The following is a 16969-nucleotide window of genomic DNA, read 5'->3' on the forward strand; positions in this document are numbered from 1 at the left end:
CGCCATGGCCGAGATCCGGGTGGAAAACCTGCGCAAACAGTTCTCCGATTTCGTCGCCGTTCAGGATTCGACCTTCACCGTCGCCGACGGCGAGTTCCTCGCATTGCTCGGCCCCTCCGGCTGCGGCAAGACGACGACGCTGCGCATGATCGCCGGCCTCGAGCTGCCGACCAGCGGCCGCATCCGGCTCGGCGGCGAGGACGTCACCTTCAACCGGGCGAGCGCCCGCGACATCGCCTTCGTCTTCCAGCTCTTCGCCCTCTATCCGCACATGAACGTGCGCAAAAACATCGGTTTTCCCCTTCTGTCGCAAGGGGTGGCGAAGGCCGAGATCCGCGCCCGCGTCGAGGAGACGGCGCGGCTCCTGCGCATCGACCACCTGCTCGACCGCTCGGTCTCCGGCCTTGCCGGCGGCGACCGGCAGCGCGTGGCGCTCGGCCGCGCCATCGTCCGCCGGCCGAAATGCTTCCTGATGGACGAGCCGCTCGGCACGCTCGACGCGGAGTTCCGCGACGTGATGGTCCGCGAACTGCGCGAACTGCACAACCGAATCCACGCGACCACCGTCTATGTCACCCACGACCAGATGGAGGCGATGGCGATGGCCGACAAGATCGCCGTGATGAACCACGGCGTCATCGAGCAGTTCGACAGCCCTCGCGAGATCTACGACCGGCCGGCCAGCATGTATGTCGCCGACTTCATCGGCTCGCCGCCGATGAATTTTCTCCGCTTCACCTCCGGGCTGCAAAAGGGCGCGCGCTCCGTCTCGCTGCGCGGCGTGCCGGTCGGCGTGCCGGAGGTGCATGTCGACCGGGCGGAAAGCGAACTGGCGCTCGGCGTGCGCCCGGAGCATATCCGCTTCAGCGACGCCTCGCCGCTGCGCGGCCGGGTCTACGGCGCCGAATATCTCGGCACCAACCAGATCGTCTCGGTCGAGACCGGCGAGGGCATGCTGAAGGCGCGGGTGCCCGCCGACCTCTCGCTGAAGACCGGCGAGACGGTCGGGCTGACGCTCGACAGCGCCCGGCTCGCCCTCTTCGACTGCGCCTCGGGCCGCGCCCTTCCCTCCTCTCTCTATTCGGAGGCCCGTCATGGCTGAGGTGGTTCTGACCGGGATCGACAAGCATTTCGGCGACACCCATGCGGTCAAGGGCGTCGATCTTTCGATCGGCGACGGCGAATTCGTCGTCCTGCTCGGACCAACCGGCGCCGGCAAGACGACGCTGCTGCGCCTGATCGCCGGGCTCGAACGGCCCGATGCCGGCCGCATCACCATTGCCGGCCGCGATGTCGCGACGGAGGCGCCGGCCGGGCGCGACGTCGCCTTCGTCTTCCAGCAATATTCGCTCTACCCGCATTTGAGCGTCTACGAGAACCTCGCCTTCCCGCTGAAATCGCCGGCACGGCGCATGGAGAAGGACGAGATCGACCGCCGCGTGCGCGAGGTGGCGAAGATGGTGCGCATCGACCACAAGCTTGAGAACCGCTCGACGCGGCTTTCCGGCGGCGAGATGCAGCGCGTCGCCATCGGCCGGGCGCTGGTGCGCCGCCCGGCGATCTACCTGATGGACGAGCCGCTCTCCTCGCTCGACGCCAAGCTGCGCGGCGAACTCCGGCTGGAACTGAAGCGCATCCAGAGGGATCTCGGCTCGACCCTGCTCTACGTCACCCACGACCAGATCGAGGCGATGACCATGGCCGACCGGATCGGCATCCTCTCGGAGGGACGGCTCGTCCAGGTCGGAACGCCGCGGGAGATCTATGCCGATCCCGCCAACCTCCACGTCGCCGCCCGCCTCGGCCAGCCGCACATCAATCTCCTGCCGGACGGGCTCTTGCCGGGCGCCGCCGCGCCAAAGGGCACGAAGACCGTCGGCGCGCGCACCGAGCACATCGAGATCGTGGCCGGCGAGACGCCGAATGCCGAGATCGACTGGATCGAGCATCTCGGCGATCAGAACCACCTTCATATCCGCGTGCGCGAACACAGGCTGGTGACGCTTGCCGATCCCTATCTCGAGGTGAAGCCCGGCGACAGGATTGCGCTGCGCTACAGGAATCCGCTCTATTTCGGCGCGGACGGGCAGAGGCTGACGTGACAGCCGCCCTCCGCAGGGAATGACGAAAACAGGACAATGGCAATGAAACACTTCTTCAACCGCAGGGAAACGATCGTCGTCGAGGCGCTGGAGGGCGTGCTGAAGACCGCAGGCCCCGGCCGGCTTGCCCGGCTCGACGGCTTTCCGGCGATCAAGGTGATCCTGCGCGCCGATCTCGACCGCGACAAGGTCGCGATCGTTTCCGGCGGCGGCGCCGGCCACGAGCCGTCCCATGCGGGCTTCGTCGGCCGTGGCCTTTTGACGGCGGCCGTCTCCGGCGAGATCTTCGCCTCGCCGAGCGTCGATGCGGTGCTCGCGGCGATCCGTGCCGTCACCGGTCCGAAGGGGACATTGCTGGTCGTCAAGAACTACACCGGCGACCGGCTGAATTTCGGCCTCGCGGCGGAGAAGGCGCGGGCCGAGGGTTATGACGTCGAGATGGTCATCGTCGGCGACGATATCGCCCTGCCCGACCTCGCCCAGCCGCGCGGCGTCGCCGGCACGCTCTTCGTCCACAAGATCGCCGGGCATCTCGCCGAAAGCGGGGCCGATCTCGCGACGGTCGCGGCCGCCGCCCGGGCGGCGGCCGGCGACATCGTCTCGCTCGGCGTGTCGCTGTCCACCTGCTCGATCCCGGGCCAGGCGCATGAGGCGCGCCTCGGCGAAAACGAAGGCGAACTCGGCCTCGGCATCCACGGCGAGCCCGGCGTCGAGCGCATCGCCCTCAAGCCGGCCGCCGATCTCGTCGGCATCATGGTCGAGCGGCTGACGGCGGCGCTGCCGGCGGAGGGCGACCTCGCGCTGATCGTCAACAATCTCGGCGCGGTGCCGCCGCTCGAAATGGCGCTCGTCGCCAACGACGTGCTCTCCTCGCCGCTCGGCGCCCGCATCGCCCGCGTGATCGGCCCGGCGCCGCTGATGACGGCACTCAACATGAACGGCTTTTCCCTGTCGCTGATCCCGCTCGATGCCGAACGCGCGGCAGCGCTTGACAGCACCGTCGCCCCGGTCGCCTGGGTCCCGGCCGTGTCGCGCGGGCCGGTCGCCGTCGTCGCGATGCCGGCAGGTACCGCATCGGCCGCTGCGGTCGAGGCGAGCGCCGCCCCCGCCGTCGCCGCCCTGCTGACGACGATCTGCGATCGGCTGATCTCGGTCGAGACGGAACTGAACGGGCTCGACGCCCGCGCCGGCGACGGCGACACCGGCTCGACGGTCGCGACCGGCGCGCGCGCGGTGCGCGACAGCCTCGGGCGCCTGCCGCTCGCCGACACGCCCGCCCTGCTGGCGGCGATCGGCGCGACGCTGTCGACCGCGATGGGCGGATCGAGCGGCGTCCTCCTGTCGATCTTCTTCACTGCCGCCTCGAAGGCGCTCGCCGATTCCGGCGACCTTGCAGCCGCACTGTCCGCCGGTCTCGACCGCATGACCTTCTACGGCGGGGCGACGCCAGGCGACCGGACGATGATCGACGCGCTCGCGCCGGCCCTCTCCGACCTCCCCCGCGGGGTCGCCGCGGCGGCGAAGGCCGCCCGCGACGGGGCCGAGGCGACGCGCGGCATGACCAGGGCCAAGGCCGGACGTGCCGCCTATATCGGCGCCTCCGATCTCGAAGGGGTCGCCGATCCCGGTGCGGTCGCGGTCGCCTATGCCTTCGAGGCAGCGGCCGGCGCAAGCATCTCGAACTGAAGCGGGAGCGCCCCGGCCTCAGGCCATGCGTTGGAGCGCCGGTCGGCCCCGTTCGGTCGAAACGGCGTTTCCGACACTCATGTTGAAGCAGGGCATTGCCGGTCCTCGTTTCACTCCGGGCGCATGATGCTCCGGAAAGCAGAAGGACAGGGCATGTCCGGCAGCGGCGAGAGCGCTTCGGGAACGGGCGAGGCGGTGAAGGCGGGCGAAGGGCGCGTTCCGGTGTCTGCGACCGGCACTGCGCGTGGAAGGGGAGGCGGAGGTGGCGCGACACGACACGGCATTGCTGAGCGGGCTGATCGAAACCTGCCGCGACGCGATCGCCCTCCATGCCGAGACGCTCTGCGACCTCGACCGCGCGATCGGCGACGGGGATCACGGCACCAACCTCAGGCGCGGCTGCGAGGCCGTGCATGCGCAACGCGTCGCTGTCGCGGCGCTGCCGCTCGCCCAAGCGCTGGAGAGGATCGGGACGCTCTTGGTCATGAGTGTCGGCGGTGCGTCGGGGCCGCTCTACGGCACGCTGCTGATCGAGCTCGGCCGCGCGCTTGCGGGCCGCGACACAGTGTCGCCGGAGGACCTGGCGGTGGCGCTTCGCCATGCCGTCGCCGCCGTCGCCCGGCGCGGCAGGACGTCGGCCGGTGACAAGACGCTGCTCGACGTCCTCTACCCCGTCGCCGCCGCCCTTTCCCGGCAGGCAACGCTGCCGGCGATCTCGCGCCGGGCGCGGATCAGCGCCGGGCGGACGGCGGCGATGCAGGCACGACGCGGCCGCGCCGCCTTCCTCGGCGAGCGCTCGATCGGCCATGTCGATCCGGGAGCCTCCAGTTGCGCCCTGATGACGGCCGCGATATGCCGCTATCTTCAGGAGCATAGACCGCAATGAAGAGCAGTTCCGGCACCGTCGGCATCGTCATCGTCTCCCACTCGCCGCTGGTGGCCGAGGGGACGGCGGACATGGTGCGACAGATGGTCGGCGACAGCGTTCCCCTCGCCTGGTCGGGCGGCAATCCGGCCGGCGGCCTCGGCACCAGCATGGCGAGCATCCTGGGTGCCATCGAAACGGTCTGGTCGGAGGCGGGCGTCGCCGTCTTCGTCGATCTCGGCGGCGCGGAGACGAACAGCGAGATGGCGATCGAGGCGCTTGGACCGCCACGTGCCGGACAGGTGGCGATCTGCAACGCGCCGCTCGTCGAGGGTGCGGTGATCGCGGCGGCGGAGGCGGCCGGCGGCGCGCCGCTCGCGCGCGTCGTCGCCACGGCGGAGGAGCTTTCGCCGTGATGGACGCGACGGATTGCCAGGCGGAGATCGAGGTGACCCACGGCGTCGGGCTGCATGCCCGTCCCTCGGTCACCTTCGCGCGGCTGGCGAAGTCGTTTCCCTGCAAGGTCGAGATCGAGGTCAATGCCAGCGGCGTCTGGCTCAACGGCAAGAGCATCGCCAAGATCATGGGCGCGAAGATCCGCAAAGGGGCGATCCTGAAGATCCGCGCGGAGGGCGGCCGGGCCGACGAAGCCGTCTTCGCGCTGAAGAGCCTGGTCGAGCGCGATTTCGACGAGGACCGCCGCCATGGGCGCATCCTTTAACCTCAAGGGAACCGGCGTGTCCGAAGGCCGGGCCGCAGGCCCCGCCTTCGTGCCGCGCGTCCATGCGCCGGGTGGGGCGGGGCGGCAGGGAGGTCGCCGCCTCGCCGACGCAGTCGCGGCGGCGCGCGGCGCGCTGGAGGCGCTGGCCGGCCGGTGCAGCCCGGACGAGGCGGCGCTGCTCGCGGTGCAGATCGAACTGCTCGACGACCCCGAACTCAGGGCCGAGGCCGACCGCCGCATCGCCGGCGGCAGCGATGCGGCGGAGGCCTTTTCGGCGACGCTCGGCGCGCTGGCGGCGGGGCTCGCCAAGGATCCCGGCGATGCCTTCGCCGCCCGCGCCGACGACGTCGCCGACGTCGAGGGGCGGGTGCTTGATGCACTGGCGGGGACGGCGCCGGAGGCCTTTCCGCCCGGCGCCATCTTCGTCGGCGAGGACATGCGGCCGAGCGCTTTCCTCGCGCATGACTGGTCGCGGGGCGGCGGCATCGCGCTCTTCTCTGGCAGCGGCGCCAGCCATGTGGCGATGCTGGCCCGCAGCCGCGCCGTGCCGATGGTGGTTGCGGCCGGCCGCTTCCCGATCGAAAACGGCGAGACACTGCTGATCGACGGCGGCAGCGGCGACCTCGTCATCGGAGGAGCGCCGGAAGGGCGTGAGCCGCGTCCCCCGGGCCCGGCCGCGATGCGTGCCGAGGACGACGGCCGGGTGGCCCTGCCGGACGGGCGCGTGCTGACCCTTCTTGCCACCATCAACAGCGAGGACGAGCTCGGCGGTCTCGACCCCTCGGCCGTCGCCGGCATCGGCGTCGTCCGCAGCGAATTCTTCGTCCCGCCCGCCGCCCGCTTCGACGAGGCGGCGCAGGCGCGGCTTTACCGGCGGCTGATGCTGCGGGCGAAGGGCAAGCCCGTCACCGTACGGCTCTTCGACTTCGGCGGAGACAAGGACATCCCGGCCGGATCCGGAGACGATTCTCCCGACCTTCGCGGCGTCCGCCTGCTTCTGGCCCGCCCGGATCTTGCCCGCGCGCAGATCCGGGCGCTGCTTGCCGCGGCGCCCGCGGGCGATCTGCGCATCCTGCTGCCGATGGTCACGGTGCCCGGCGAGGTCGCCGCCATCGCCGCGATCCTGGCGGACGAGGCGGCGGCCGTGGGCGTCGCGGTGCCGCCGCTCGGGATCATGGTCGAGGTGCCGGCCGCCGCCCTGACGCTCGATGCCTTCCCGCAGGCCGCCTTCTTTTCCCTCGGCACCAACGATCTCCTGCATGCACTGGCGGCCGCCCGGCGCAGCGACGCGGCGACGGCGGCGCTCGTGGCGGCCACACGGCCCGCCCTGCTGCGGCTCGTCGCCCATGTCGTCGCGGGCGCCGGCGGGCGTCCGGTCTGCATCTGCGGCGACCTCGCAGGCGAGCCCGGCATGCTTCCGGCCCTGGTTGCGGCGGGACTGTCGCAGTTTTCCATGGCGCCGGCGCGGATGGCGGCGTTTCGCGCCGCAGCCGCCGGCCTGCCCCGAACAGACGGGGAGGCGGGCGGCGATGGCGCGTGAGACGACCGAGGACGCGACCATCGCCTACAAGACGATCCTCGCCGCCATCATCGACAACCGCCCCTCCGGCACGCGCCAGCGTCTTGCCGCAGCCCTCGGCAAGCACCGCTCCTTCGTCACCCAGGTGACGAGCCCCGCCTATCCGACGCCGCTGCCGGCGCGCCATCTCGCGACGGTGTTCCAGGTCTGCCACATGAGCGCCGCCGAGCGGGCGCGGTTTCTGGATGCCTACCAGCTCGCCCATCCGGGCAAGCTTCCCGATCTCGGCGGGCAGGAGGGGCTGCGCAACCTGTCGCTGATGGTGCCCGACCTCGGCGACGAGCGGAAGAACCGGATGATGGACGAGGCGGTCGCCGATTTCGTGCAGCGGATGGCCGCCTTGTTCGGCGAACGGGATTAGGTCAAGCTTGTCTGCCGAGGGGCTCGCCGGACGGCGGATCGATGCCGGGGAGGGCACGATGAAGAAGTTCACGAATGCGGCGGGATCGGTGGTCGCCGAGAGCCTCGCGGGCTTCGTCGGCGCCCATCCGGACCTGGTCGTCTTCGGCGGCGAGGGAAAATTCGTCCGCCGCCTGCACCTCGTGCCCGGCAAGGTCGCGGTGATCTCCGGCGGCGGCGGCGGGCACGAGCCGATGCATGCGGGCTTCGTCGGCCGCGGCATGCTCGATGCCGCCTGCACCGGCCATGTCTTCACCTCGCCGACGCCCGACCAGATCGCCGCCGCCATCGCCGGGACGGACACGGGCGCCGGATGCCTGCTCGTCGTCAAGAACTATGACGGCGACGTGATGAATTTCGAGATGGCGGCCGAGATGGCGGCGGGCCGGCACCGGATCGAGACGGTGATCGTCGGGGACGACGTTTCGCCCGGCGGCTCGGCGCGCAGCCATGGCCGGCGCGGGCTCGCCGGCACGCTGATCGTCGAAAAGCTTCTCGGCGCGGCCGCAGAGGCCGGCGCGGATGTCGCCGCCCTGAAGACGGCCGGCGATGCGCTGGGCGGGCGCATCCGCACCATGGGCGTCGCCTGGCGCGGCGTCGCGCTGCCCGAGACGCGCCGCGAGACGTTTTCCCTCGACGAGGAGGAGATGGAAGTCGGGATCGGCATCCACGGCGAACCGGGGCGGCAGCGCGCCGCCTTCGCCACCGCCGATGCGATCGTCGAGCGCATGACCGCCGCCATTCTGGCCGACCTGCCGCAGGCAGACCGCGAGCGCGCCCTGCTCATCGTCAACGGACTGGGCGGAACGCCGCCGTCGGACCTCTATCTCGCGCAGCATCTGGCGCGCCGGCGCGTCGAGGCGGCGGGGGCGACGGTCGCGCGGACGCTGACCGGCACCTTCGCCACCTCGCTCGACATGGCGGGCCTTTCGCTGACGGTCTGCCTTCTGTCCGAGGCTGAGCTCGCCCTCTGGGACGCGCCGGTGGCGACCGGCGCGCTGCGCTGGCGGGCCTGATGTGCCTCAGGCCGCGATGACGTAAAGCCCCGGCCGGGCGGGATCAGGCACGACCGCGACGCCATAGACCGACGCCGCCTTCTCGACGCTGAGCCAGCCGCGATTGACCGAGGCCAGCACCCGCGCCGGATCGCGCCTTGCCGGATCGCCGTAGCCGCCGCCGCCGGAGGCCGTGAAGGCGATCTTCGCGCCCTCCTCGATCACCACCTCGGCAAAGGCCGGCAGCACTTCCTCCGAACCATCCGCCTTCAGCTTGACGCTTTCGCTGGCCTTGCCCGTACCGCCGCCCAGCACGCCGCGCGGCGGGAAGGTGGTGCCGTCGGCGGCATAGACGATGGTCATGTCGTGGTCGAGCGGATAGAAGACGCCGCCGACCGTCGGCGCACCCTCGAACTCGCCGAACCCTTGCGAGTCCTGCACGACGCCGCGGCTCTCGATCAGGATCGGATACATGCTCTCGTCGACCTCGACCGAATCGAGCTGGATCAGGCCGGCATTGGCCGGGCCGCAATAGGTCAGCCAGCCGTCATAGCCGCTGAGCGCGCCGCCGCCGGCATAGCCGACGAAGACCTGGTTGACATAGCCGCGCCCGTGCTTGAACGGATCGGCGCCGGAGATGACGCCGACGCCGGCCGGCAGGTGCGAGCCGCCTTCGGCCTGGCCGTAGGGCGCGCCCATTTCGGAGAAGACGCAGTTGCCGGCGATCATCAGGCGGTCATTGACATTGGTGGTCGCGACCGAGGTGCCGACCGGATATTTCGGCTTGCCGACGGCGCTGCCCTCGCGCAGCAGCACCTTGATCTGGGCCTTGGCGCCCTCGTTGTGTGGCACGCTTTCGTCGAGATTGTTGAACACACCGATGCGGCAGGAGCCGGTCGCGGTGTTTTCCGAGAGGTTGAGGCCGCCCGGCACGTTGTCGATATTGTCGCGCGCGTCGACGACGATCTCGCCGGCCACCGGATCGACATGGATCGTCAGGCGGACGGGAATGCCCTCGTCGGCGACGCCCGGGACCGGATCATGGCGCAGCGCGTAGGAGTAGCTGCCCGCCGGCAGTTTGGCGATCGCCGCCTTGGCGCAACGCGCGCCGTAATCGAACCAGTCCTCGACGAAGTTCATCAGCGTGTCGCGGCCGTAACGCTCGATCAGCTCGCCGATGCGGCGCTCGCCGGTGCGGCAGGCGCCGATCTGCGCGCGCACGTCGCCGAGCCACATGTCGGGAACGCGGTTGCGCATGGTGCCGATGCGCAGGATGTCGGCCTTTTCCTTGTAGTTCTGCGCCACGCGCACGCAGGGGAAATGCATGCCCTCCTCGAAGATGTTCTTGGCGAAGGGCAAGTAGGTGGAAGGCACCGGCGCGCCGGTATCGGCATGGTGCGACAGCGCCATCATCCAGAACAGCGGCTCGCCCTTGTGGAAGACCGGCATGGCGACGATGAGGTCGGCATGGTGCGTTCCGCCGGTGAAGGGGCAGTTGTTGAAGAAGATGTCGCCCTGCGCGATGTCGTCGAAGAGTTCGCTGATCGGCCGCGTCGCCAGGTCCATCGACATGACGTGGATCGGCAGCGCGTCTTCCACGGACACGAGGCGGTGGTCGTAGGTGAGGATGGCGCAGCTGAAGTCGCGGGCGTTCTTGATGACGGCCGAGCGGCTGGCGCGCATGACGACGAGGGTCATCTCGCGCACGATCGCCTCGAACCGGCTTTTCAGCACCGACATCAGGAAGGGATCGACACGGCGCTCGCCGGCGGGAATGTCGGAGGAGAGGATCTTGTCCATGATGAAATTCCTTCCGGTTCGTGGCTCAGGCGACGTGGACGACGAGGTTGCCGTAGGGATCGACGGTGCCGTCGTGTCCGTTCTTCAGATAGGCGGTGAAGGTCGGCGCATCGACGATGCAGGGACCGGCGAGCGTCGCACCGGCGCCGAGGCCGTCGAGATCGTAGACCGGGATCGCCTGTGCCTCCCCCGCCTCGTGGCTGTAGACGGCGCGGGTCCCCTTGGCGGTCGCGGCCCCCGGCCGGCTGTCGAGCACATGGTTGCGCCAGACATCCTGGCCGTCGCGCTTGCCGATCGCGCGCAGCTTCCAGGCGGTGAACTCGACGATGTCGCCATCGGCGCGGATCGAGTAGATGCGCTCGTGCATCCTGTGGAAGTCCTCCACCAGCGCCGGCAGGTCGCCGTCGGTCACGACGCCGTTCTCGACGCCGAGCGGCACCTCGATCTCGAAGGACTGGTATTCGTAACGGCCCATGAAGGAAAATTCGAAACGGCGGTTGTCCGATGAGACGCCGGCTTCCTCGAGGAAGGCGTTGCCGGCTTCCTTCAGCTTCGCCAGCGTCGCGGTGATGCCTTGCGGGTCGAAGATGGCGCTGGAGGTGAGGAGAACGCCCATGTCCTCCTTGCGGATGTCGGAGATCAGCCCGCCGAAGGCGCTGAGGCCCGCCATGAAGCGCGGGATCATGTAGCGCTTCAGTTGCAGGATGTCGGCCATGTCGGCGATGTGGATGGCGGTGGCGCCGCCGCCGCAGACGAAGAAGCTGTCACGCGGGTTGATGCCCTCGCGCACGGTGATCTCCTCGATCGCCGCGACCATGTTGTGGTTCGAGGTGGTGTAGATGGCGTAGGCCGCCTCCTCGACCGTCACACCGAGACGGCGCGCGACCTTGCCGATGACTTCCACCGCCTTCTCGCGCGACAGCTTCATCTTGCCGCCGAGGAAATAGTCGGGATCGACGATGCCGAGCACGACATTGGCGTCGGTGACGGTCGGCTCGGTGCCGCCGTTTCCATAGCAGGCGGGGCCTGGCCGGGCGCCGGCGCTGCGCGGGCCGACATGCAGCAGGCCGCCATCGTCGACCGAGGCGATCGAGCCGCCGCCGGCGCCGACCGAGCGCACATCGACCTTCGGAATGCCGAGACTGTCGTCATGGATCATGCTGTCGGGCGTGACGATGATCTGGTGATCGCGCAGCGCCGAAACGTCGAAGGTGGTGCCGCCCATGTCGCCGACGATGATATCGGGCTCGTCGGAGAGCGCCAGCGCCGCCATCGGCGCCAAGGTCGGGCCGGACATGACGCTGTAGATCGGCTTCCTGATCATGTCGGCGAGCGGCATCATGCCGCCGACGCAGTTGGCGAGCAGCAGTTCGCCGCCGAAGTTTTCCGCGTCGAGCGCCAGCTTCAGCTTCTCGATATAGGTGCGCACGATCGGGTTGATCGAGGCGTCGATGGCGGCGGCGATGATGCGCTTGTATTCGCGCGGCATCGGGTTGATCTCGTGGCTGAGCGTGATCGGGATGCCCGGCAGTTCCTTCTCCAGGATGTCGCGGACGGCCCGTTCATGCTCGGGATTGACCACCGACCACAGCAGGCCGACGGCGATCGCCTCGACGCCCGAGGCGCGGAAATCGCCCGCCGCCTTGACCACATCCTCGGGCTTCAGCGCCGTCATGATCCGTCCGCGCGCGTCGATGCGGCCGCCGACCGTCTTCGTCAGATGGCGCGGAACGTAAGGCTCCGGGTAGTTCAGCTTCCACTGAAAGGCGCCCTTGCGCGGGCCTTCGCGCAGGACCAGGATATCCTGGTGGCCCTCGGTGAGGATCAGGCCGACCTTGACCGTCTTGCGCTCGACCAGCGCATTGGTCGAGACGGTGGAGCCGTGCACGATCAGGTCGATTTCCTGGAGGAACGCTTCCGGCGGCAGGCCGTAGCCTTCGGCGGCCACATGCAGGACGTTGATGAAGCCCTTCTCGAATTCACCGGGCGTCGTCGGCGACTTGAAGATCGAGATCTCGCCCTTCTCGTTGGAGACGAGGCAGTCCGTGAACGTGCCGCCGATATCGATACACACCTGGTAAGCCATGAAACGTCCTCGGGAGTGGTCTGGATGGGTTAGCGGCGCTGGTCGTCGCGCGCGAGAAGAAGGCTGACGACGATGATGGCGCCGAGGCAGATCTGCTGCAGGTAGCCGTCGATCTGGACGAGGTTCATGCCGTTCGACAGCACCGTGACGAAGAGCGCGCCGAGGATCGCCGCGCCGACGCCGCCCTCGCCGCCCGACAGCCGCACGCCGCCGACGACCGCAGCCGCGATCGATTCGAGCGTCAGGTTGCCGCCGAGATTGGGCTCGCCGGAACCGGTGCGCGCCGTCAGCATCATCGCGCCGATGCCGGTCAGAAGCCCGCACAGCGTATAGGCGGCGGTCAGAACCGGGACGGAGCGGATGCCGGCCGCGGTCGCGGCGCGCGGATTGGCGCCGATGATGTAGAGGCTGCGGCCGAAGCCGGTCATGACCAGGACGAAGGCGATCGCGGCGAAGACGAGCAGGGCCGCGAGCGTCGGTACCGGCAGGCCGAGCACCGCGCCTTGCGAGAAGAAGGCGTTGAAGCCGGCCGGCATGCCCGTGACCGGGAAACCGCCGCTGACGGTGGAGGCAAGCGCCAGCACGATGTTGGCCATGCCGAGCGTCGTCACCAGCGGATTGATGCCGACGCCGGCGATCAGGATGCCATTGGCGAGCCCGATCAGCGTCGAGACGGCAAGGGCGGCCGCGATGCCGGCGAAGACGGCCGGGCCGCCGTCGCCGACGGCCACCATCGCCATGGCGCAGGCGACGCTGGCAAGCGAGACGCTGAAGCCAAGCGACAGGTCGAAGCCACGGGTGAGGATGACGACGGTCTGCGCCATGGCGAAGATGGCGAGGTAGCTGCCCTGCACGACGATGTTTCGGATGTTGGCGAGCGACCACACGCGTCCCTCGACAAGGCCGAAAAGGACGAAGGCGAGGAGGATCGCCAGCGGCAGGGTTGCGGCCTTCGCCGCCTGCCGCAGCGAGGCGGACGCGGGCGGGGTCTTGGCGGTGTCCGGCACGGTCATGGTTTCCTCAGGAGAAGGCGCTCGAGCGAGAGCGCGCCGATCAGCACGGCGCCGAGCATCAGCGTCTGGTACTTGCTGTCGATCTGGAGAAGGTTCATCGCATTGGCGATGACGGTCAAAAACAGCGCCGCCATGAAGACATGCTCGGCCCGGCCGACGCCGCCGCGCAGCGACACGCCGCCGATGACCGCCGCCGCGATCGATTCCAGCGCCAGCGTGCCGCCGATCGTCGCCTGACCCGACCCGAGGCGCGAGGTCATCAGGAAGCCGGCAAAGGCGGCAAGCACGCTCGCCATGACATAGGTGACGACCAGCGTTCGCCTGACCGGCACGCCGGAAAGCCGGGCCGAGCGCGCGTCGCTGCCGACGGCATAGATGTGGCGGCCGAGCACGGTCCGGCGCTGCAGGAGGATGATGGCCGCGAGCACGACCAGCGCGATGGCCAGCACCATCGGCAGGCCGAGGACCTGTCCGCGGCCGATGCCGTTCGAAAAGCTGTCGAGCACGCCGTAGATCGGGATGCCTTGCGTGTAATAGAGCGCCAGCCCCATCAGGCCCGAGGTGACGGCGAGCGTCACCATGAAGGGCGAGAGGCCAAAGCGCGCGATCAGCAGGCCGTTGACGAGGCCGACGGCGACGCCGACCGAAACCGCGCCGCCGAGCGCCATGAGGATGACGAGCAGGTCCATGCCCGGGAACATCGGGCCGGCGACGAGCATGATCATCGCCGTGACGACCGAACTGACCGCCAGCACCGCGCCGACCGACAGGTCGAAACCGCCCGTCGTCATCACCAGCATCTGCGCCAGCGACGGCAGCGCGAGGAACGAGACATTGCGCAGGAGATTGGTGATATTCAGCCGGTTGAGGAAACGCGGTTCCATCAGCGCCGTGCCGACGACGGCAATGACGACGAGGGCGATGACGATGCCGCCCTGCGCCAGGATGCGCTCGACGGGGCTGGTTTCAAACGCGTTCGCCCGGTTGCGGGCAGCGGTTCCGGTCGTCATCGGGCGGCCCTCGCCTTCTCGTCGAAAGTATCCTCGCGCCCGCCGAAATAATGCTGGAGGATCCCGGCTTCGGATTTTTCCGCCTCGTCGATCTCGGCGACGATCGCGCCTTCATGCATGACATAGATGCGCGCGGCGAGGTTGATCAGTTCGGGAAGCTCCGATGTCGAGACGACGACGCAGGCGCCGGCCTCCGTCAACGCCTTGATCAGCGCATAGACATCCGCCTTGGCGCCGACGTCGATGCCGACGGTCGGCTCGTCGAAGAGGTAGACGTCAAAGTCGCGCATCAGGCCGCGCGCCAGCATCACCTTCTGCTGGTTGCCGCCGGAAAAGGCGGAGACGCGCCGCTCCGGCGCCATCGGGCGCAGGCCGAGATCGGCGAGCGGCTTGCGCACGGCGCGGCGCTCGGCGCCAAGCTTCAGGAAAGGGCCGGCCGCGATGGCGCCGAGCGACAGCGCGCTCATCGTCACGTTCTCGCGGGCGGGGCGCGACAAGGCGAGCCCCTCGGCGCCGCGATCGGCCGGGAAATAGCAGACACTCGCCGCGAGCATGCCGCTCGGCGTCGGATGGGCGACCGTCTCGCCGGCGACGGCGATCGTGCCGGCGGCGACCGGTTCCAGGCCGAAGATCGCCCGGCAGAGTTCGCTGCGGCCGCAGCCGACGAGGCCGGCAAGCCCGACGACCTCGCCCTTGCGGCCATGGAAGGAGGCGTCGACGACGGAACCCTTTGCCGTGGTCAGGCCCCTGACCTCGAAGGCGACGGCGCCGGGATTGTGATTGATCACAGGGAAGAGCTGGGCGACGGGGCGGCCGACCATCATCTCGATCAGCCCGGTGTCGCTGACGTCGCCGGTCCTGACCGTGCCGATCAGGCGCCCGCCGCGCAGGACCGTCACGCGGTCGGAGAGAGTGCGGATCTCCGCCATGCGGTGCGAGACATAGACGATGGCGACGCCGCGGCTTTTCAGGGCCGCGATCGCGCGGAAGAGTTTGTCGGCCTCGCCGTCGGTCAACGAGGCGGTCGGCTCGTCGAGGATCAGGATCTTCGGGTTCGTGCGCAGCGCCTTGGCGATCTCCACCATCTGCTTCTGCGCACGGGACAGGCGCCCGACGGCGACGTCGAGCGGCAGGTCGAAGGCGAGGTCGGCTAAGAGGCGCTCGGCCTCGGCCCGCATCGTGCGCCCGTCGATCATCAGGCCCCTCGTCTTCTCGCGGCCGAGGAAGATGTTGTCGAGGACGGTGAGGTCGGGGACGAGACTGAACTCCTGGAAGACGGCCGAGATGCCGAGTTCGCGCGACAGCGACGGCGTCATGCGCTGGAGCCTGCGGCCGCCGATGTCGAAAGCGCCGCCGTCCGGCGGGAAGGTGCCGACGAGAAGATTGATCAGCGTCGACTTGCCGGCGCCGTTTTCGCCGAGCAGCGCATGCACCTCGCCCGGCACGAGCGAAAAATCGACGCTGTCGAGCGCGACCGCGCCGCGGAATGTCTTGGTAAGACCGGTTACGTCCAGCATGTGATCCTTATCCCGCAGGCCCGGCACGGGCCGGGCCGCCGTCCTGGCGATGCCATCCCCCCGCGAAGACGGACCGGCCCGCCCCTTGCGGCGCGGGCCGGTCCGGGCGGATCACTTCACCGAAAACTCGGGACTCGTGCCCTCGGGCGCGAAGATCTGCGTCGTATCGAAGGTCGCGATATTGTCCTTCGTCACGATGCCCGGCGCAACGAGAAGAATCTTTTCATGCGGCTTCTTTTCGAGCGCGCGCACGGCGAGGTCGACGGAGATGCGCCCCATGATCACCGGATATTCCGTGGCGAACGCCAGCACCTTGCCCTCGGACACCGACTTCAGCATCGTCTGGTTCTCGTAGGAAGCGATGATCGTCACGTCGTCGCGGCCGGCATCCTGCACCGCGCCGATCGCGGCTTCCGCCGTCGGCGCGCCGCCCCAGATGACGTTCATGTCCGGATAGGTCTGCAGTGCATCCTCGACCAGGCGAAGCTGGGCCGGCACGCTCGCCTCGCCATACTGCTCGGCGAGCAGCTTGATGTTGCCGGTCTTCAGGCTCTCGGCAAAGCCGCTCATATAGGTCTCGGCCCAGCCGCTGCCCTGGGGCCCGGGAAAGCCGACGGCGGCGCCCTGCTTGTCGCCGAGATAGGTCTTGACGTATTCGCCGGTCTGGAACCCCTTCTGGAAGAAGTCGGGCGTGATGCGGGCGGTGATCGGCGTCTCGAGGACCGGATTGGCGACGGCGATGTTGACGATGCCCTTGCCCATGCCCTCGGTGATCTTGGCAGCGACGCCGGCTTCCGAGATCGCGCCGATCAGGATGGCGTCGGCGCCCGATGCGAGGCAATCGTCATATTGCGAGATCTGCTTCGGCAGGGCCGTGTAGCCGCCGGCCTGGAAAACGGAGACCTTGACGCCGAGGCGCTTGGCCTCCTCGATCAGCCCGTAATTGACCGACACCCAGTAGCTGTCCTGCAGATGCGGGTAGAGGACGCAGAGGTTCCACGGCTTCTCCGCCTTTTCGAGCGGCGTGTATTCGATCTGCTCGACCTTGTTGAGGTCGCCGTCCTTGGCGGCGGCGATCTTGAAGGGCCACCAGTCGGCAGCGCCGGCGGTCCCGGCCGAAAGGGCGGTGGCGGCGAGCGCGCAGGCGAGGATGCGCTTGAAGGACGTCATGATTGTCTCCCGGTTGATGTTCGCGT

General features: G+C 69.1%; 15 protein-coding genes. 9 read left to right on the top strand and 6 right to left on the bottom strand.

Annotated elements, in window-relative coordinates:
• Positions 1-4 precede the first annotated feature (4 nt).
• The 9 genes from ACEVQ6_RS12130 to ACEVQ6_RS12170 all read left to right on the top strand — a co-directional run bounded on the left by ACEVQ6_RS12130 (position 5) and on the right by ACEVQ6_RS12170 (position 8368).
• Positions 5-1102 carry an ABC transporter ATP-binding protein gene (locus ACEVQ6_RS12130; protein ID WP_374889249.1) on the top strand — a complete coding sequence of 366 codons (1098 nt, stop codon included), beginning with the start codon at positions 5-7 and terminating at the stop codon, positions 1100-1102.
• The gene (locus tag ACEVQ6_RS12135; RefSeq protein WP_374889250.1) at positions 1095-2102 is read left to right on the top strand and encodes an ABC transporter ATP-binding protein; all 1008 of its coding nucleotides are present in this window, start codon (positions 1095-1097) and stop codon (positions 2100-2102) included. The genes ACEVQ6_RS12130 and ACEVQ6_RS12135 overlap by 8 nt, the downstream gene beginning before the upstream one ends.
• A gap of 42 nt (positions 2103-2144) precedes the next feature.
• Positions 2145-3788 (top strand): dihydroxyacetone kinase subunit DhaK, encoded by a 1644-nt coding sequence (locus ACEVQ6_RS12140; protein ID WP_374889251.1) that lies wholly within the window; start codon positions 2145-2147, stop codon positions 3786-3788.
• A 262-nt stretch (positions 3789-4050) separates the two neighbouring features.
• Positions 4051-4674, top strand: a complete 624-nt coding sequence (gene dhaL / locus ACEVQ6_RS12145) for a dihydroxyacetone kinase subunit DhaL (protein ID WP_374889252.1) — start codon at positions 4051-4053, stop codon at positions 4672-4674.
• Positions 4671-5069, top strand: coding sequence for a dihydroxyacetone kinase phosphoryl donor subunit DhaM (gene dhaM, locus ACEVQ6_RS12150; RefSeq protein WP_374889253.1), 399 nt, complete (start codon positions 4671-4673; stop codon positions 5067-5069). The genes dhaL and dhaM overlap by 4 nt, the downstream gene beginning before the upstream one ends.
• On the top strand, positions 5069-5374 hold the full coding sequence (locus ACEVQ6_RS12155) for an HPr family phosphocarrier protein (protein WP_374889254.1): 306 nt from the start codon (positions 5069-5071) through the stop codon (positions 5372-5374). The genes dhaM and ACEVQ6_RS12155 overlap by 1 nt, the downstream gene beginning before the upstream one ends.
• A complete protein-coding gene (locus ACEVQ6_RS12160) occupies positions 5358-6914 on the top strand; it encodes a putative PEP-binding protein (RefSeq protein WP_374889255.1) in 1557 nt (518 codons plus the stop codon). The genes ACEVQ6_RS12155 and ACEVQ6_RS12160 overlap by 17 nt, the downstream gene beginning before the upstream one ends.
• The gene (locus tag ACEVQ6_RS12165) at positions 6904-7314 is read left to right on the top strand and encodes a hypothetical protein (protein WP_374889256.1); all 411 of its coding nucleotides are present in this window, start codon (positions 6904-6906) and stop codon (positions 7312-7314) included. Before ACEVQ6_RS12160 ends, ACEVQ6_RS12165 begins: the two co-directional genes overlap by 11 nt.
• A gap of 58 nt (positions 7315-7372) precedes the next feature.
• Positions 7373-8368, top strand: a complete 996-nt coding sequence (locus tag ACEVQ6_RS12170; protein WP_374889257.1) for a dihydroxyacetone kinase subunit DhaK — start codon at positions 7373-7375, stop codon at positions 8366-8368.
• 6 nt (positions 8369-8374) lie between these two features.
• Here ACEVQ6_RS12170 and ACEVQ6_RS12175 read toward each other — a convergent pair whose 3' ends face one another.
• The 6 genes from ACEVQ6_RS12175 to torT form a co-directional block, all read right to left on the bottom strand.
• A complete protein-coding gene (locus ACEVQ6_RS12175; RefSeq protein ID WP_374889258.1) occupies positions 8375-10147 on the bottom strand; it encodes a hydantoinase B/oxoprolinase family protein in 1773 nt (590 codons plus the stop codon).
• 25 nt (positions 10148-10172) lie between these two features.
• A complete protein-coding gene (locus tag ACEVQ6_RS12180; protein WP_374889259.1) occupies positions 10173-12233 on the bottom strand; it encodes a hydantoinase/oxoprolinase family protein in 2061 nt (686 codons plus the stop codon).
• Between the two features lie 29 nt (positions 12234-12262).
• Positions 12263-13246, bottom strand: coding sequence for an ABC transporter permease (locus ACEVQ6_RS12185; RefSeq protein ID WP_374889260.1), 984 nt, complete (start codon positions 13244-13246; stop codon positions 12263-12265).
• Positions 13243-14256 carry an ABC transporter permease gene (locus ACEVQ6_RS12190; RefSeq protein ID WP_374889261.1) on the bottom strand — a complete coding sequence of 338 codons (1014 nt, stop codon included), beginning with the start codon at positions 14254-14256 and terminating at the stop codon, positions 13243-13245. Before ACEVQ6_RS12190 ends, ACEVQ6_RS12185 begins: the two co-directional genes overlap by 4 nt.
• Entirely contained in the window at positions 14253-15773 is a 1521-nt protein-coding gene (locus tag ACEVQ6_RS12195) for a sugar ABC transporter ATP-binding protein (RefSeq protein ID WP_374889262.1), read from the bottom strand. Before ACEVQ6_RS12195 ends, ACEVQ6_RS12190 begins: the two co-directional genes overlap by 4 nt.
• 111 nt (positions 15774-15884) lie before the next feature.
• On the bottom strand, positions 15885-16943 hold the full coding sequence (gene torT / locus ACEVQ6_RS12200) for a TMAO reductase system periplasmic protein TorT (RefSeq protein WP_374889263.1): 1059 nt from the start codon (positions 16941-16943) through the stop codon (positions 15885-15887).
• Positions 16944-16969 lie beyond the last annotated feature (26 nt).

The organism is Ensifer soli (genome assembly GCF_041928815.1).
In the GTDB taxonomy this organism is placed as follows: domain Bacteria; phylum Pseudomonadota; class Alphaproteobacteria; order Rhizobiales; family Rhizobiaceae; genus JBHFEI01.

What these genes read in the sequence shown, in the direction of transcription:
- ACEVQ6_RS12130 (WP_374889249.1), top strand. Translation starts at nt 5, where the DNA reads ATGGCCGAGATCCGGGTGGAAAACCTGCGCAAACAGTTCTCCGATTTC.
- ACEVQ6_RS12135 (WP_374889250.1), top strand. Translation starts at nt 1,095, where the DNA reads ATGGCTGAGGTGGTTCTGACCGGGATCGACAAGCATTTCGGCGACACC.
- ACEVQ6_RS12140 (WP_374889251.1), top strand. Translation starts at nt 2,145, where the DNA reads ATGAAACACTTCTTCAACCGCAGGGAAACGATCGTCGTCGAGGCGCTG.
- dhaM (WP_374889253.1), top strand. Translation starts at nt 4,671, where the DNA reads ATGAAGAGCAGTTCCGGCACCGTCGGCATCGTCATCGTCTCCCACTCG.
- ACEVQ6_RS12155 (WP_374889254.1), top strand. Translation starts at nt 5,069, where the DNA reads ATGGACGCGACGGATTGCCAGGCGGAGATCGAGGTGACCCACGGCGTC.
- ACEVQ6_RS12160 (WP_374889255.1), top strand. Translation starts at nt 5,358, where the DNA reads ATGGGCGCATCCTTTAACCTCAAGGGAACCGGCGTGTCCGAAGGCCGG.
- ACEVQ6_RS12165 (WP_374889256.1), top strand. Translation starts at nt 6,904, where the DNA reads ATGGCGCGTGAGACGACCGAGGACGCGACCATCGCCTACAAGACGATC.
- ACEVQ6_RS12170 (WP_374889257.1), top strand. Translation starts at nt 7,373, where the DNA reads ATGAAGAAGTTCACGAATGCGGCGGGATCGGTGGTCGCCGAGAGCCTC.
- ACEVQ6_RS12175 (WP_374889258.1), bottom strand. Translation starts at nt 10,147, where the DNA reads ATGGACAAGATCCTCTCCTCCGACATTCCCGCCGGCGAGCGCCGTGTC.
- ACEVQ6_RS12180 (WP_374889259.1), bottom strand. Translation starts at nt 12,233, where the DNA reads ATGGCTTACCAGGTGTGTATCGATATCGGCGGCACGTTCACGGACTGC.
- ACEVQ6_RS12185 (WP_374889260.1), bottom strand. Translation starts at nt 13,246, where the DNA reads ATGACCGTGCCGGACACCGCCAAGACCCCGCCCGCGTCCGCCTCGCTG.
- ACEVQ6_RS12190 (WP_374889261.1), bottom strand. Translation starts at nt 14,256, where the DNA reads ATGACGACCGGAACCGCTGCCCGCAACCGGGCGAACGCGTTTGAAACC.
- ACEVQ6_RS12195 (WP_374889262.1), bottom strand. Translation starts at nt 15,773, where the DNA reads ATGCTGGACGTAACCGGTCTTACCAAGACATTCCGCGGCGCGGTCGCG.
- torT (WP_374889263.1), bottom strand. Translation starts at nt 16,943, where the DNA reads ATGACGTCCTTCAAGCGCATCCTCGCCTGCGCGCTCGCCGCCACCGCC.